Genomic DNA, 14,451 nt, shown 5'->3' with positions numbered 1-14,451 from the left:
AAGAGCCGGCAATGCCGGCTCTTTTCTTGCCAACCAGCGATCCTGTGAGGATCGCTGCCAGCGGTTTACTGACGCGTGCTGCCCGCATCCACACGAACACCCCTGTCACCGGCGGTCGAAGCGGTCTGGGTCACCAGCTGACCGTCGACCACCGGCAGGCGATCGCTGGCCGGCTTGTCGTTCATGCGCACGGTCTTCTCGAAACCGTCGTAGCGGTAGGTCACGTCGTAGGCCACCACGTTGTCGGCATCGCCCAGCGAGATGCGCTCGCCCGGCTTGCTGTCCATGCGCATGGTGCCGGTGGTGCCGTCAGCGTTGCGGTAGGTCACGTCATAGCCGACCACGCGCGAGGACTGCGAATTGGCATTTTCGGTATGGCACTGGCGCTCGGTGCGATCCACCACGCGGCCGCCGACATGGTTGCGGTCGACCCGGTTACCGACCATGCCGCCACCGACCGCACCGGCCACCGTGGCCAGCTTGCGACCGTTGCCGCCGCCGACCTGGTTACCGAGCAGACCGCCGATCACCGCACCGGCGACGGTGCCGCCGACGTTGCCATCGCGCTCGGGCAGACGTTCCTGCACTACCACGTCGCGGCAGACTTCGCGCGGCGAGGAGCTGGTGGTGGTTTCGCGGATGGCGGCGCTGTTGACGACCTGCGCGTACTGCGGCTCGCGCTCGGTGATCGGGGCGACCTTGACCACGTCGGCGTATTCCAGACCACGCGGTGCCGGCTCGCCGTTGGCGACGAAATCGCCGGACGACGGGCGATTGTTCATGAAGGCGGCCGTAGCCACGCCTCCAACCAGCAACGCACCAGCAGCGACCAGTATAGTTGTCGTATTGCTCTTCATGATCCAGCTCCGTGCGGACACGCCGCGTTGTTGACGGCGTGATTCCAGCACGCGAACCCTGAACGAAAACGCCCTCGCTCATGAACGCCGCAGTTAAGTTCAGCTAGCGGTTATTTCATGCGCTTCTAACAGCCGGAGCATTCGCATGCGCAATCCCGTCACCTCGCGCGCCCTGGAGTGGGCCAGCAAGCTGCGCTACCCCACCTTGTTCAAGCTGGCGGCGGCGCTGTTTCTGGTCGACCTGGTGCTCCCGGACCCGATCCCGTTCCTGGACGAACTGCTGTTCGGCCTGACCACGCTGCTCCTCGCCAACTGGAAGACCCGCAAGGCGCCGCTGCCCGCGCCGGTGCGCCGCGATTGATGCAGCTGGTCGATAGCCACTGCCATCTGGATGCCGGCGAGTTCGACCACGACCGCGCCGCGGTGATCGCGCGCGCGCAGGCGGCCGGTGTCGTGCAGCAGGTGATCCCGGCGATCACCGCCGCCAGCTGGCCGGCGCTGCGCTCCGTCTGCACCCAGGCCCCCGGGTTACATCCCGCCTACGGGCTGCACCCGATCTTTCTCGATCAGCACCGCCCCGAACACCTGCAGCTGCTGGCCGAGTGGATCGAGCGCGAGCGGCCCTGCGCCATCGGCGAGTGCGGGCTGGACTTCTATCTGGACGGGCTGGACGCGCAGACGCAGCGCGATTATTTCGACGGACAACTGCAGCTGGCCAAGCGCTTCGAGCTGCCGCTGATCGTGCATGCGCGGCGCGCCACCGAAGAGGTCATCGCCCGCATCAAGGCCGTGGGCGGCCTACGCGGTGTGGTGCACAGCTTTGCCGGCAGCCCCGAACAGGCGCAGCAATTGTGGAAGCTGGATTTCATGATCGGCCTGGGCGGCCCGGTCACCTACCCGCGCGCCAATCGCCTGCGCGGCCTGGCTGCAACGATGCCGCTGGACTGGCTGCTGCTGGAAACCGATGCGCCGGATCAGCCCGACGCCAGCATCCGCGGCCAACGCAACGAGCCGGCCTACCTGCGCACGGTGCTGGACTGCATCGCGCAGCTACGCGGCGAGGCGGCCGAGCACATCGCCGCGCAGACCAGCGCCAACGCGCGGCGGTTGTTCGGGTTGCCGGGCTGAGCGCACTGCCCGTTGCCGCACGAAGCGGCAACACGCGCACTCACCCCGCCGAGGCAGCCTCGGCAACAGGTCTGGCAGCAGCCACCTTCGGCTTGAGCAGCATCTCCAGCGCCTTGCCTACCGCGACAAACGCAAAGGTGCCGGTGATATGCGTGGCTGCGCCCAGCCCGGCTCCGCAATCCAGTTTGAGTGTGGCGTCGGCATCCAGCTGCGGACGGATGCCGCAGACGCTGCCATCGGCCTGCGGGTATTTGACGTTCTCCAGCGAGTACACCGCCGGCACGCCGAAATAGCGCTGCGGATTCTTGGGGAAATTGAACTCGCTGCGCAGCTTCTTGCGGATCAGCGCCAGCATTGCATCGTGTTCGGTGCGCGAGACATCGCGTACCCGCACCAGGGTGGGATCGGTGCGCCCGCCAGCGGCGCCCACTGTCAGCAAGGGCAACTTGCGTCGGCGGCACCAGGCGATGGTTTCCACCTTCACCCGGAAGCTGTCGCAGGCATCGATCACCAGGTCGAACGCATCACCGAGCAGCTGTTCGATATTGCCGGCGGTGAGGAACGACTCCACCGCATCGGCTTCGATTTCCGGGTTGATCGCCACGCAGCGTTCGGCCATCGCGCGCGCCTTGTTGCGTCCGTACTGCCCTGCCAGCGCCGGCAGCTGCCGGTTGGTGTTGGACACGCACAGGTCGTCGGCGTCGATCAGGCGGATATGGCCGACGCCGGTACGCGCCAGCGCCTCGACCACCCACGAGCCCACGCCGCCCATCCCCACCACCGCCACGCGGCAGGCGGCCAGCCGCTCCACCGTGCCGACTCCGTACAGCCGGTCGATACCGGCAAAGCGTTCACGCCATTGTGCTTTCATCGGCCTATTTTACGCGCGCCGCTTGGCGCGCGCCCATCGACATGCTGATGTCCCGCGTCCACCGGAGTTCCGTCCATGCCCGCCCCGCCCACCGAACAATCGCGCGCGTCCCGCTACGCCTTCCTGCTAGTGCTGGGCATCCTGATCGGGCTGGTGTGCACGGTGATGGTGGCGCGCGCGCTGCAGGCCAAGCGCAACCCGGTGCCGGACAGCCTGATGCAGGTGATGGCTTACCAGCTGCGCGCCCTGCAACCCGATACCGATGGTGGCTGCAACTCCACACGCCAGCGAGCGCGACTGCAATCGCTGCGCCTGCTTGCCGACGAACTGGAGCCGGCCTTTCCGGACATCGGCGAGGACCGCCGCTTCGGCGAGCATGCCAGCGCCCTGCGCACCGTCCTGGACCAGGCACAGCGCACGCCTCCAGCCGATTGCGCCGCGCTTGCCGCAGTCAGGCCACAGATCAGTGACGCCTGCGAGGCCTGTCATCGCGACTTCCGCTGACCCGCCATCGCACCTCCGCATCGACGCGCAAGGCAGCGGTGGTGAACAACACGCTCGGGTTTCGTTAAGCCTGGAGTGATCCAGTTGGCAGACCGTTCACCCTGACCAACACAGGATGACGTCGCCGCGGCCCTGACCGCTTTTTCGAACCACCCCGGAGAGACCTCATGAAGACCCGACTGCTCGTCATTGGCCTGGCTGCAACCGCAACGCTGGTTGGCTGCGCCACCTCCCAGCCCCAGTACGGCAGCTACCGCGGCGACCGCGGCTACGACCAGGGCTATTCGCAGCCGCAGGCACGCTGCGTGGATTGCGGCATCGTGACCCGCATCGATGAAGTCGGCCCGACCCGCAGCGCTCCTACCGGCACCGGTGCTGTGCTCGGCGGCATCGTCGGCGCGGTGGCCGGTCGCCAGATCTCCAAGGAGACCGGTGGCAGCAAGGGCAACAAGAACGTCTCGGCCGTGGCCGGTGCCGCCGCCGGCGCGCTGGCGGGCAATGCGATCCAGAACAACGTCACCAGCGACAGCTTCGATGTGCAGGTGCGCATGGACGACGGCCGCGTGATCGTGGTGAACCAGCGCGACCTGGCTGGCGTGCGCGAAAACGCCTATGTGCGCGTGGTCAACGGCAAGGTCGTGCTGCGCTGATCGGCGCGCTTACCAGTAGCGGCCAGGAAAACCACTGCGCTCACCGTCAGGCCGGCGCAGTCGGCGCCCGGAATCGACATGCATCCACGTGTACTTCGATTTCTTCGTGCCCGCCTGACGACTGCTCGCTACGTTCGATTCGCCAGTGTTGGCGAATGACAGAAAGGCCCGGCGACGGGCCTTTCTGCTGTCTGCACGATGGCCGGCCGTATTGCGCCGCGCTCAGACCACCTGCACCGCATCGGCCTGCAGGCCCTTCTGTCCCTGCACGACGGTGAAGCTGACCTTCTGGCCTTCCTTGAGGCTCTTGAAGCCCTGGATCTGGATCGCACGGAAGTGGACGAAGACGTCCTCGCCGTTTTCGCGACTGATGAAGCCAAAACCCTTGGCATCGTTGAACCACTTCACGACACCATTCTCGCGTTCGATATTGGACATCTCGACTGACTCCCTACGACACTGTGATGGACTGACGGTGGTGGCTGTGATTGCAAGGAGGAAGCGAGGTACAAGGATGTAGCGGATCGAACGATCTACCGCATCAGGCCACGATTCACGGTGACCGTTGCAAACAGCAGCGCTGGCAACTTAACCCGCGCCAAATGAATTTTCAAGCAGCCCTTGCGCACTTTTGTCAAGCCTGAAACAGGACATTTTTAAACATCATGGATACCACCGTCGTCTACTACATCCTGGCTGGCGTGCTGGTCCTGATCGGCCTTGCCGGGGTGGTCCTGCCGGCGCTGCCAGGCCTGCCACTGGTGTTCGCGGGACTGCTGGTGGCCGCCTGGGCCGATGGCTTTGCCCATGTCGGCTGGGTGGCGCTGGTGATCCTGGGTCTGATGACGGCGTTGTCGTTTGCGATCGACTTCCTCGCCACCGTGTATGGCGCCCAGCGGGTCGGTGCCAGCAAGGCGGCACTGTGGGGCTCGGTGATCGGCTCGGTCGTCGGCATCTTCTTCATGCCGATCGGCTTGTTCGTCGGCCCGTTCGCCGGCGCGTGGCTCGGCGAGTACTGGCAGACCCGCAAATCCGACCAGGCCACCAAGGTCGGCTTCGGCACCTGGCTGGGCATCGTGTTCGGCACCGCGACCAAGCTGGCACTGGGCCTGTGCATGCTGGGCGTGTTCGCCATCGCCTGGTTTTTCTAGCGGATTTCCAGCGCTCACCGAGGCTTATTGGGTCGGTTGATCGCCTGGACGATGACAACCCAGCGGCCCACACGGTCGCCGACAGCTGTCGATTGCAGGTACCGCCCGGATGTTATGCCACCGTGTACACACCGCGTATGCAGGCGCGACCGTTAAGCTTCGCATCTGACGCGCCTGCCTGGCGCCTTTAATCGGCCAGACTGCCCATGTCCAAGCACCGCACCCGTCCCTTGATGCTGATTGCCCTGGCGGCCGCGCCGCTGGCGCACGCACAGGAAATCGCCCCTACCCCCGCCTCGCCGCAGGCCTGCACTTCCGTCACCTCGGATGCGGCACGGCTGGCCTGCTACGACCAGGCGCTGGGCTATACCCCGCAGCTGACCGCCGAGGCCGATGCCGCCGCGCAGATCGCCAAGCAGAAAGAGTCCAAGCCGCAGGACGAACGTGCCATCAGCCGCGTCGGCGATTTCTTCCGTGCCGATGGCCAGGATCAGCCCAAGGCCGAGGCGGTCGCCAATGCCGGCCGCGGTTCGTTGCTGGACCGCCGTTGGGAGCTGGCCAAGGACTCCAAGCTGGGCACCTTCCAGTTGCGCGGCTACAAGCCGGTCTACCTGCTGCCGGCGTTCTGGACCAGCGACTCCAACCGCACCCCGCAGTCGCCGAACCCGGCCAACTCGGTGTCCACCCCGCAGCAACTGGACAGCACCGAACTGAAATTCCAGCTCAGCTTCAAGACCAAGGTGGTCGAGGATCTGTTCGGCGACAACGGCGACATCTGGATGGGCTACACCCAGAGTTCGCGCTGGCAGGCCTACAACACCGATGCCTCGCGCCCGTTCCGTGAAACCAATTACGAGCCGGAAGCGATGCTGGTGTTCCGCAACAACTACAGCCTGTTCGGCTGGAAGGGCCGCATGAGCGGCATCAGCATCAACCACATGTCCAACGGCCGCGAAGATCCACTGTCGCGCTCCTGGAACCGGGTCATCCTCAACATCGGGCTGGATCGCGAGAACTGGGCACTGACGCTGCGCCCGTGGTTCCGCATCAAGGAAGACCGCGCCGACGACAACAATCCCGATATCGAGGATTACATGGGCCGTGGCGACGCCACCCTGGTCTACAACAAGGACGGGCATGAAGTGGCGTTGATTGCGCGGCATTCGCTGCGCGGCGGCGACCGCTCGCATGGCTCGGTGCAGCTGGATTACGGCTTCCCGATCACCAACCTGCTGCGTGGTCACGTGCAGGTGTTCGACGGCTACGGCGAAAGCCTGATCGACTACAACCACAAGGCCACCTACATCGGCCTGGGCGTGTCGTTGCTGGAGTGGTTCTAAGCACAACGCACCGCTGCGTTGAGCAAGGTCGAAAAATATTGAAAGCCGGCATGCGCGCATGCCGGCTTTTTTACTTGTGGACTTGCAGCTTGGAGCGGCAAAACGTAGCAAGCAGCCGTCAGCTGGGCGCGCAGGAATCGTAGTGCATGCGTGGCATGCAGGTTCCGGACACGGCTCACGCCTGCCTGGCGGTAAGCGCAGCAGTTTGATAGTCGCTCCAAGTTCTGCAGCGCTGACAGCTAGGCTGCTCCGCACCCTCCGCTCATATAAAAAAGACAGCGCAGGAGATCATCCTGCGCTGTCTTCATGAAACGGCTTTGGCAGCGATCAGACGTCGAAGAAATCAACCTTGCCGTCTTTCAAGGTGTAGTACGCACCGACCACGCGGACATTGCCTGCGCGCAGCGGTTCGAGCAGCGCCGGCTCGGACGCGCCACGCAGGCGGTCGACGGTGCGCTTGACGTTGGCCTTGACCGAGGCCGCCAACAGGTCGTCGCCGCCCTTGCTCTTGGCGGTCAGCACGGCCGGGACGATGGGTTCGATCATCGCGCCGATCGCGCCCGGGAAGAATGCGTTCTTCTCCACCACCGACACCGCCGCGGCGACCGCGCCACAGCTCTCGTGGCCCATCACCACCACCAGCGGCACGCCGAGCTGGCTGACCGCGTATTCGATCGAGCCCAGTGCCGTGGTGTCGACGGTATTGCCGGCATTGCGGACGATAAACATCTCGCCCAGGCCGCGGCCGAACAGCAGTTCCGGCGGCACGCGCGAATCCGAGCACGACACCAGAATCACGAACGGGGTCTGCCCCAGCGCCAGTTCCAGACGGCGCTTGCTGTCGGAAATGACCTTCTTGGGGCGGTTTTCCACGAAGGCGGCATTGCCGTCACGCAGCACCTGTAATGCCTGCTCGGCATTGAGATCGGTCTTCTTCGACGGCGCCGCGCCGACGGCGAACGGCAGTGACGCGGCGGCGGCCGCGATCGGCGCACAACAGGCACATTGCAGCAGTTTTCGACGGGATGCGGAATGCGACATGGACGAGCCCCTGCTCTCTGGTTGTCTGGCGATCGTACACCGCGCCAGGCGCGGCACCACGGCGCGACTGGAGCTTGTGTCGACACGATTTCGCGGCCCGCGCCCTTCGGTTCAGGTCCAGTCCGTCAGACCTTCGCGGCGATAGGTTTCCTGAAATGCCGGGCGGGCTTTCATTCGCTGCGCATGCGCCTGCAAGGCCGGCCAGGTGTCGCTGGGCCGGGGCATGTTGCGCGACCAACGCATCATCATGGTCAGCATGAAATCGGCCGCCGACAGGGTCTGCCCGAGCAGATACGGGCCATTGGCCTGCAGGTGTGCATCGACCCGCGCCCAGGCCGCCTCCAGTCTGGCGCGTGCCTGGGATTGCGCGGCATCCGCGTGCGCGGCGCCAGCCGGCTCGTCCGGATAGAACCAGGCCCGGTACGCCGGCTGCAAGGTATTGGCGCAGAAGAACATCCACTGGTAGTACGCCGCGCGCTCGGGAGTGCCGAGCGGCGGTGCCAGCCCGGCCTGCGGATGCAGGTCGGCCAGATGCAGCACGATCGCGGCCGCCTCGGTCAGCACGTGTCCGTCGAGCACCAGCGTCGGCACCACGCCGGCCGGATTAAGCGCCAGATATTGCGGCGATTTCTGCTCGCGCCGGTCGAAGTCCAGCGGATGCAGTACGTGCGGCACATCGAGTTCGATCAACAACCAATGCACGACCAGTGCGGCAGTGCTGGGGGCGTGGTACAGCGTGGTGGTCATGCAAACTCCTTCGTCAGTTGGTACAGGAACGCAAGCAGGCGAGCTTGCGGGGTTCACAGCGATTGACATCGCTCTGCTGCGTGCAATCAAACAGCTGGGCCATGCAATTGGCCCGCTGCGCCGGATTCTGGGTTGCGTCGCAGCTCTTTCCGCGTGGTGCAACCGCCATGCGGCAGCTGCTTTCGCTGGGCCGGTCGGCGGCGCACTGCGCGGCGCGACGGTTGCACTGCGCGATGCAGCGCTCCATCGCCGAGGGGCCGTTGAAGCGCGTTGCGGTGTCGCTGGGCTTGAGCGGCTTTTTCTCGGCAAACGGTACTGGCGCGGTGGGTTGCGGCGCATAGTTGCCGGACGGAAACAGCACGGTGGGCTGGGTCTTTTGTTGCGCTGCCAGAGGCAGGCTAGCGCACACCAGGAAGGCGAGGCAGACGAGACGGAGCATTCCTGTTCTCCTGAGGGTGCCGGCATGTACGCCCCGAGCATAGCCCGTTCCTGTTGGGCCGTCCCGCCACCCTACGTGGGACACGCATGCATGCATTTTTTCCAGCACATTAGGCAGCGCGCGAACAGCAGGCACGCGCAGCGCCCAAACTGAAAACGGCGACGCAGTGCAAGTGCGTCGCCGTTCCAGGGTTACTTATTCGACCACGACCGGAATCTTGCCGATGCGCGATTGCCATTGCCGCGGGCCGGTCTTGTGCACCGATTCGCCGGTGGAATCCACCGCGACGGTGACCGGCATGTCCTTGACCTCGAATTCGTAGATCGCTTCCATGCCCAGGTCTTCGAATGCGAGCACGCGTGCGGCCTTGATCGCCTTGGACACCAGATAGGCCGAGCCGCCGACCGCCATCAGATACACGGCCTTGTTGTCGCGGATCGCCTCGATCGCCGCATCGCCGCGCTCGGACTTGCCGACCATGCCCAGCAGGCCGGTCTGCTCCAGCATCTGGCGGGTGAACTTGTCCATGCGCGTGGCGGTGGTCGGGCCGGCCGGGCCGACCACCTCATCGCGCACCGGATCGACCGGGCCGACGTAGTAGATGAAGCGGTTGGTGAAGTCGACCGGCAAGGTTTCGCCCTTGTTGAGCATGTCGATCATGCGCTTGTGCGCCGCGTCGCGGCCGGTCAGCAGCTTGCCGTTGAGCAGCACTACCTCGCCCGGCTTGAAGCTGGCCACTTCCTCGCGGGTGATGGTGTCCAGGTTGACCCGGCGCGCGTTGGTCGGGTTATAGGTGAGCTTGGGCCAGTCTTCCAGCGACGGCGGGTCCAACATCACCGGGCCGCTGCCGTCCAGGGTGAAGTGCGCATGGCGGGTGGCGGCGCAGTTGGGAATCAGCGCCACCGGCAGGTTGGCCGCATGGGTCGGGTAATCCTTGACCTTGATGTCCAGCACCGTGGTCAGGCCGCCCAGGCCCTGCGCGCCGATGCCGAGCGCGTTGACCTTTTCGTAGAGTTCCAAGCGCAGCTCTTCGGCGCGATTGGACGCGCCGCGCGCCTGCAGGTCGACGATGTCGATCGGCTCCATCAGCGCTTCCTTGGCCAGCAGCATGGCCTTTTCGGCAGTGCCGCCGATGCCGATGCCGAGCATGCCCGGCGGGCACCAGCCGGCGCCCATGGTCGGCACGGTCTTGAGCACCCAGTCGACGATGGAGTCGGACGGGTTGAGCATAGCGAACTTGCTCTTGGCCTCCGAACCGCCGCCCTTGGCCGCGACGATCACTTCGACATGGTGGCCAGGCACGATCTTGGTGTTGACCACCGCCGGGGTGTTGTCGCGGGTGTTGGTGCGCTTGCCGGCCGGGTCGGCCAGCACGCTGGCGCGCAGCTTGTTGTCGGGGTGGTTGTAGGCGCGGCGCACGCCTTCGTTGACCATGTCTTCCACGCCCATGGTGGCGTCGTCCCAGCGCACCTGCATGCCGATCTCCAGGAACACGGTGACGATGCCGGTGTCCTGGCAGATCGGGCGATGGCCTTCGGCGCACATACGCGAGTTGATCAGGATCTGCGCGATGGCGTCCTTGGCCGCCGGCGACTCTTCGCGCTCGTAGGCAGCGGACAGGTTCCTGATGTAGTCGACCGGGTGGTAGTAGCTGATGTACTGCAACGCGTCGGCGACGGACTGGATGAGGTCTTCCTGCTTGATCGAGGTCACGGCTGGCTCTACGGCTGGCGGGGGCAATCCGGCCATTTTAGTCGAAACTCCCGGCGTGTCCGGGCGTTGCGTCAATCGAGGCGATTGATCGGGCCTGCGATCGCGCGCGGGGCTGCCCTGCGGTATGGGCGCGCTGCAGGCAAGCGACCGCATTGTCTTGCACGCGTGCAGTCGGCAGCGCACGCAGTCCGCCGTGGGCGCGGCGCACCTCCAACACCCCGCGCCGACACGTGGCGCTGCACACTAAGCCGATGTCAGCCTCCCGTTCCGGCGCCTCTGCGCCTGCAGCTCCCCGTACCGGCCCCACCCTGCGCGAGCGCCTGGATGCGCTGCGCAACCTGCCGCCCTTCCTGCGCCAGATCTGGCAGACCAGCCGCTGGCTGAGCGCCAGCAGCATCGGCTTGCGCGTACTGCGCGCGTTGATGCCGGTGGCCTCGTTGTATATCGGCAAACTGATCATCGACGAGGCCATCCACCTGGTCGGTCAACCGCCGGCCTTCGACTCGCTGACGCAGGCGCTGGGCAGCGGCCGGCTGAACCGGCTGCTGGAATTGCTGGCGCTGGAACTGGCCCTGGCGATCGGCTCGGACCTGCTGGGCCGGCTGGTCGGCTACGCCGATGCCTTGTTGTCGGAGCTGTTCAATAACGCCGCCAGCGTGCGCCTGATGGAGCATGCCGCGCAGCTGGATCTGGAGGACTTCGAAGACCCCGACCGGCAGGACAAGCTGGATCGCGCGCGGCGCCAGACCATGAACCGCATGAACCTGATGAGCCAGCTGTTCGGCCAGGTGCAGGACGCCATCACCGTGGTCAGCCTGGCGGTGGGCCTGGTGGTGTACGCGCCGTGGTTGATCCTGCTGCTGGCGATCGCGCTGATCCCGGCCTTCATCGGCGAGGCGCATTTCAATGCACTGGGCTATTCGCTCAACTTCCAGTGGACACCGGAGCGGCGCCAGCTCGACTACCTGCGCCAGGTCGGTGCGAGCGTCGAGACCGCCAAGGAAGTCAAGATCCTCAACCTGCACCGCTTCCTGATCGCACGCTATCGCCGGCTGGCCGACAAGTTCTTCCAGGCCAATCGCGCACTGGCGCGCAAGCGTGCGTTGTGGGGCGCATTGCTGGCTGCGCTTGGCACCCTGGGCTACTACATGGCCTATGGCTACATCGCCTGGCGCACCGTGCGCGGCGATTTCAGCATCGGCGATCTGACCTTCCTGGCCGGCAGTTTCCTGCGCCTGCGCCAGTTACTCGAAGGCCTGCTAATCGGGTTCTCGCAGGTCGCCGGCCAGGCCTTGTATCTGGACGATCTGTATTCGTTCTTCAACATCGTGCCGGAGATCCGCTCGCGCCCGAACGCGCTGCCGGTGCCGCGACCGATCCGCCAGGGCTTCGTGTTCGAGGACGTGGGCTTCCGCTACCCCGACGCCGAGCAGTGGACGGTGCGGCATCTGGATTTCGAACTGCGTGCCGGCGAAGTGCTGGCGCTGGTCGGCGAAAACGGCGCCGGCAAGACCACCCTGGTCAAGCTGCTGGCGCGGCTGTACGACCCGGACGAAGGCCGCATCCTGCTCGATGGCCGCGACCTGCGCGACTACGACCTGGACGATGTGCGCGCCAACCTGGGCGTGATCTTTCAGGACTTCGTGCGCTACCACCTGAGCGTGGGCGAGAACATCGGTGTCGGCCAGGTCGATGCGATGGACGATGCGCCGCGCATCCGCGCCGCTGCGCAGCGTGCGATGGCCGGCGAGCTGATCGATAGCCTGCCCGATGGCTACGACCAACTGGTCGGGCGCCGCTTCAAGAACAGCGTGGACCTGTCCGGCGGGCAATGGCAGAAGATCGCCATCGCCCGCGCCTACATGCGCGATGCGCAGCTGATGATCCTGGACGAACCCACCGCCGCCCTGGATGCGCGCAGCGAGTTCGAGGTGTTCCAGCGCTTCAAGGAGCTGTCGGACAACCGCACCGCGGTGCTGATCTCGCACCGCTTCTCCAGCGTGCGCATGGCCGACCGCATCCTGGTGCTGGCCGCGGGCCGCATCGAGGCCAACGGCACCCATACCGAACTGATGGCCCAGGGCGGGCGCTATGCAGAGCTGTTCGAGTTGCAGGCGGCGGGGTATCGGTGAGGCGGGGATTCGGGAATCGGGATTCGGGAATCGTTAAAGGCGGCGTTCCCGGCGTCTGATCGGTGCTGAGCGTCTTGCCCCGGGGGCCTCCGGGATCCTTATGCAGCTGAACCGATTCCCTATTCCCTATTCCCCATTCCCAGCCAAATGAGAGCCCCTCTCATTTGGCCGGCTTGAGGTAGAATTGCCGGGTACTCTTCCCACGACACTTACCGGTATGTCTTCCGCTTTCGGCGCCGAAACGGTGCTTGAGGTCCGTCACTGGACCGATGCCTACTTCAGCTTCACCACCACCCGCGATGCCGGTTTCCGCTTCGAGAACGGGCAGTTCGTGATGATCGGTCTGGAGACCGAGACGCGGCCGCTGCTGCGTGCGTACTCGATCGCCAGCGCCAATTGGGAAGAACATCTGGAGTTCTTCAGCATCAAGGTGCCCGATGGCCCGCTGACCTCGCGGCTGCAGCACATCAAACCGGGCGACCAGGTACTGGTCGGCAAGAAGCCCACCGGCACGCTGCTGATCAGCGACCTGCACCCGGGCCGCAACCTGTATTTGCTGGGCACCGGTACCGGCCTGGCACCGTGGTTGTCAGTGATCAAGGACCCGGAAACCTACGAGCGTTTCGACAAGGTGATCCTGACCCAGGGCGTGCGCTTCGTGCAGGATCTGGCCTATCGCGACTACTTCGAGCGCGAGCTGCCGCAGCATGAGTTTCTCGGCGACATCCTGCGCGAGAAGTTGCTGTACTACCCGGCGGTCACGCGTGAGGCGTTCGCCAACCAGGGCCGCCTGACCGAGCTGATGGCCGATGGCCGCATGCAGCAGACGCTCCGGTTGCCGCCGCTGGATCCGGCCAACGACCGCTTCATGATCTGCGGCAGCCCGCAGATGCTGGCCGACCTGCGCAGCTTGCTAGATGCACGTGGCTTCCAGACCTCGCCGCGCATCGGCACGCCGGGGCATTACGTGTTCGAGCGCGCCTTCGTCGAGAAGTGATGCGGCGCGCGTGAGACGCTGGCGCGATGCGGCGTTTACGCAGACCGCGACGCCGGCATGCACTGTCGTAGGAGCGCACCTGGGCGCGATGAAGCGTTGCCGGTAATGCCTCATCGCGCCCAGGTGCGCTCCTACGATTCAACTAACGCGCGCTCGATATCTGCTGCCAGCGCTTCCGGTTTGGTAGTCGGGGCGTAACGCTCCAGCACCGTGCCATCGCGGCCGATCAGGAACTTGGTGAAATTCCACTTGATCGCTTCCGATCCCAGCACGCCGCGCTGTTCGCGCTTGAGCCATTGCCACAGCGGATGCGCGCCGCTGCCATTGACCTCGACCTTCTCGGCCAGCGGAAAATCCACCGCGTAATCGAGCGAGCAGAACTGGCGGATCTGCGCGGCATCGCCCGGCTCCTGATGACCGAATTGATCGCAGGGAAACCCGATCACCACCAGACCACGCTCGCGATAGCGCTGCCACAGCGCCTGCAGGCCTGCGTACTGCGGAGTAAAGCCGCATTTCGAAGCGACATTGACCACCAGCACGACCTTGCCGGCGTAATCGCGCATCGACCGGGGCCGGCCTTCCAGGTCGGTGAATTCGAACGTGGAGATATCGCTCATGGCTGCCCTGAAGTGTGCGAGATGGGCAGCGTAACCCAGCAGCCGGCAGTGTCGCATCGCGGTCGCCGAGCGTGTCAGCTGGGAGAGGCGTTTTTCAACGGATCCGTCGCTGCAGCCAGCTGGCCCTTCCCGCTGGTCCCGGCCGTTGCCGGCCGCTGACACGGCGCGCTACCGGCCAGCATCCGTCAGGCGGACCGATCGAGACCTCGCTGCCCGCCGAGCATCCGGAATGCAGCCGAGTGGAACACGCCGCAGCGCATG

At 65.3% G+C, this 14,451-nt stretch carries 16 protein-coding genes; 8 read left to right on the top strand and 8 right to left on the bottom strand.

From position 1 onward, the window contains the following. Positions 1 to 65 precede the first annotated feature (65 nt). Positions 66 to 857, bottom strand: a complete 792-nt coding sequence (locus ABQY64_RS07655) for a glycine zipper 2TM domain-containing protein (RefSeq protein ID WP_006451921.1) — start codon at positions 855 to 857, stop codon at positions 66 to 68. 145 nt (positions 858 to 1,002) lie between these two features. On the opposite strand from ABQY64_RS07655, the gene ABQY64_RS07650 reads away from it, so the two are divergent. Both ABQY64_RS07650 and ABQY64_RS07645 read left to right on the top strand, forming a co-directional pair. Continuing rightward, positions 1,003 to 1,218 carry a DUF6116 family protein gene (locus ABQY64_RS07650; protein ID WP_016902710.1) on the top strand — a complete coding sequence of 72 codons (216 nt, stop codon included), beginning with the start codon at positions 1,003 to 1,005 and terminating at the stop codon, positions 1,216 to 1,218. Continuing rightward, entirely contained in the window at positions 1,218 to 1,985 is a 768-nt protein-coding gene (locus tag ABQY64_RS07645) for a TatD family hydrolase (RefSeq protein ID WP_349780628.1), read from the top strand. The genes ABQY64_RS07650 and ABQY64_RS07645 overlap by 1 nt, the downstream gene beginning before the upstream one ends. A gap of 40 nt (positions 1,986 to 2,025) precedes the next feature. Here ABQY64_RS07645 and ABQY64_RS07640 read toward each other — a convergent pair whose 3' ends face one another. Further along, entirely contained in the window at positions 2,026 to 2,856 is an 831-nt protein-coding gene (locus ABQY64_RS07640; protein WP_024938925.1) for a ThiF family adenylyltransferase, read from the bottom strand. Between the two features lie 75 nt (positions 2,857 to 2,931). Here ABQY64_RS07640 and ABQY64_RS07635 point away from each other — a divergent pair, with 75 nt between their 5' ends. Both ABQY64_RS07635 and ABQY64_RS07630 read left to right on the top strand, forming a co-directional pair. Beyond that, on the top strand, positions 2,932 to 3,360 hold the full coding sequence (locus ABQY64_RS07635) for a hypothetical protein (protein ID WP_349780627.1): 429 nt from the start codon (positions 2,932 to 2,934) through the stop codon (positions 3,358 to 3,360). Between the two features lie 167 nt (positions 3,361 to 3,527). Further along, complete coding sequence (locus tag ABQY64_RS07630; protein WP_016902706.1) at positions 3,528 to 4,010, top strand: glycine zipper 2TM domain-containing protein; 483 nt, start codon at positions 3,528 to 3,530, stop codon at positions 4,008 to 4,010. Between the two features lie 222 nt (positions 4,011 to 4,232). Here ABQY64_RS07630 and ABQY64_RS07625 read toward each other — a convergent pair whose 3' ends face one another. Beyond that, positions 4,233 to 4,448 (bottom strand): cold-shock protein, encoded by a 216-nt coding sequence (locus tag ABQY64_RS07625; protein WP_003483561.1) that lies wholly within the window; start codon positions 4,446 to 4,448, stop codon positions 4,233 to 4,235. Between the two features lie 227 nt (positions 4,449 to 4,675). Between ABQY64_RS07625 and ABQY64_RS07620 the strand changes: the two genes are divergently transcribed. Together ABQY64_RS07620 and ABQY64_RS07615 are read left to right on the top strand one after the other, a co-directional pair. Further along, positions 4,676 to 5,161, top strand: coding sequence for a DUF456 domain-containing protein (locus tag ABQY64_RS07620; protein ID WP_016902705.1), 486 nt, complete (start codon positions 4,676 to 4,678; stop codon positions 5,159 to 5,161). 206 nt (positions 5,162 to 5,367) lie between these two features. Next, positions 5,368 to 6,501 carry a phospholipase A gene (locus ABQY64_RS07615; RefSeq protein ID WP_016902704.1) on the top strand — a complete coding sequence of 378 codons (1,134 nt, stop codon included), beginning with the start codon at positions 5,368 to 5,370 and terminating at the stop codon, positions 6,499 to 6,501. A 327-nt stretch (positions 6,502 to 6,828) separates the two neighbouring features. On the opposite strand, the gene ABQY64_RS07610 is transcribed toward ABQY64_RS07615, so the two are convergent. The 4 genes from ABQY64_RS07610 to ABQY64_RS07595 all read right to left on the bottom strand — a co-directional run bounded on the left by ABQY64_RS07610 (position 6,829) and on the right by ABQY64_RS07595 (position 10,441). Beyond that, positions 6,829 to 7,467 carry a carbonic anhydrase gene (locus ABQY64_RS07610; RefSeq protein WP_024938923.1) on the bottom strand — a complete coding sequence of 213 codons (639 nt, stop codon included), beginning with the start codon at positions 7,465 to 7,467 and terminating at the stop codon, positions 6,829 to 6,831. 186 nt (positions 7,468 to 7,653) lie between these two features. Beyond that, positions 7,654 to 8,289, bottom strand: a complete 636-nt coding sequence (locus ABQY64_RS07605; protein ID WP_039520404.1) for a glutathione S-transferase family protein — start codon at positions 8,287 to 8,289, stop codon at positions 7,654 to 7,656. A gap of 13 nt (positions 8,290 to 8,302) precedes the next feature. Continuing rightward, positions 8,303 to 8,728 (bottom strand): hypothetical protein, encoded by a 426-nt coding sequence (locus ABQY64_RS07600; RefSeq protein ID WP_349780626.1) that lies wholly within the window; start codon positions 8,726 to 8,728, stop codon positions 8,303 to 8,305. 195 nt (positions 8,729 to 8,923) lie between these two features. After that, positions 8,924 to 10,441, bottom strand: coding sequence for a fumarate hydratase (locus tag ABQY64_RS07595; protein ID WP_039528185.1), 1,518 nt, complete (start codon positions 10,439 to 10,441; stop codon positions 8,924 to 8,926). Between the two features lie 251 nt (positions 10,442 to 10,692). Between ABQY64_RS07595 and ABQY64_RS07590 the strand changes: the two genes are divergently transcribed. Continuing rightward, a complete protein-coding gene (locus ABQY64_RS07590) occupies positions 10,693 to 12,573 on the top strand; it encodes an ABC transporter ATP-binding protein (RefSeq protein ID WP_228600785.1) in 1,881 nt (626 codons plus the stop codon). Between the two features lie 217 nt (positions 12,574 to 12,790). Then, entirely contained in the window at positions 12,791 to 13,570 is a 780-nt protein-coding gene (locus ABQY64_RS07585) for a ferredoxin--NADP reductase (protein WP_349780625.1), read from the top strand. Between the two features lie 131 nt (positions 13,571 to 13,701). On the opposite strand, the gene ABQY64_RS07580 is transcribed toward ABQY64_RS07585, so the two are convergent. Further along, on the bottom strand, positions 13,702 to 14,190 hold the full coding sequence (locus ABQY64_RS07580) for a glutathione peroxidase (RefSeq protein ID WP_047128467.1): 489 nt from the start codon (positions 14,188 to 14,190) through the stop codon (positions 13,702 to 13,704). Positions 14,191 to 14,451 lie beyond the last annotated feature (261 nt).

The sequence above is a fragment of the Xanthomonas sp. WHRI 7065 genome (assembly GCF_040203115.2).
Lineage (GTDB): Bacteria > Pseudomonadota > Gammaproteobacteria > Xanthomonadales > Xanthomonadaceae > Xanthomonas > Xanthomonas arboricola.
The sequence above is the reverse complement of the archived record's forward strand: the minus strand, read 5'-3'. Positions and strand labels throughout refer to the sequence as shown.

Bases quoted from the DNA above. Each gene is read 5' to 3' on its own strand.
- ABQY64_RS07635 (WP_349780627.1), top strand. From the start codon at position 2,932: ATGCCCGCCCCGCCCACCGAACAATCGCGCGCGTCCCGCTACGCCTTC.
- ABQY64_RS07580 (WP_047128467.1), bottom strand. From the start codon at position 14,190: ATGAGCGATATCTCCACGTTCGAATTCACCGACCTGGAAGGCCGGCCC.
- ABQY64_RS07645 (WP_349780628.1), top strand. From the start codon at position 1,218: ATGCAGCTGGTCGATAGCCACTGCCATCTGGATGCCGGCGAGTTCGAC.
- ABQY64_RS07630 (WP_016902706.1), top strand. From the start codon at position 3,528: ATGAAGACCCGACTGCTCGTCATTGGCCTGGCTGCAACCGCAACGCTG.
- ABQY64_RS07605 (WP_039520404.1), bottom strand. From the start codon at position 8,289: ATGACCACCACGCTGTACCACGCCCCCAGCACTGCCGCACTGGTCGTG.
- ABQY64_RS07640 (WP_024938925.1), bottom strand. From the start codon at position 2,856: ATGAAAGCACAATGGCGTGAACGCTTTGCCGGTATCGACCGGCTGTAC.
- ABQY64_RS07650 (WP_016902710.1), top strand. From the start codon at position 1,003: ATGCGCAATCCCGTCACCTCGCGCGCCCTGGAGTGGGCCAGCAAGCTG.
- ABQY64_RS07620 (WP_016902705.1), top strand. From the start codon at position 4,676: ATGGATACCACCGTCGTCTACTACATCCTGGCTGGCGTGCTGGTCCTG.
- ABQY64_RS07655 (WP_006451921.1), bottom strand. From the start codon at position 857: ATGAAGAGCAATACGACAACTATACTGGTCGCTGCTGGTGCGTTGCTG.
- ABQY64_RS07615 (WP_016902704.1), top strand. From the start codon at position 5,368: ATGTCCAAGCACCGCACCCGTCCCTTGATGCTGATTGCCCTGGCGGCC.
- ABQY64_RS07625 (WP_003483561.1), bottom strand. From the start codon at position 4,448: ATGTCCAATATCGAACGCGAGAATGGTGTCGTGAAGTGGTTCAACGAT.
- ABQY64_RS07585 (WP_349780625.1), top strand. From the start codon at position 12,791: ATGTCTTCCGCTTTCGGCGCCGAAACGGTGCTTGAGGTCCGTCACTGG.
- ABQY64_RS07590 (WP_228600785.1), top strand. From the start codon at position 10,693: ATGTCAGCCTCCCGTTCCGGCGCCTCTGCGCCTGCAGCTCCCCGTACC.
- ABQY64_RS07600 (WP_349780626.1), bottom strand. From the start codon at position 8,728: ATGCTCCGTCTCGTCTGCCTCGCCTTCCTGGTGTGCGCTAGCCTGCCT.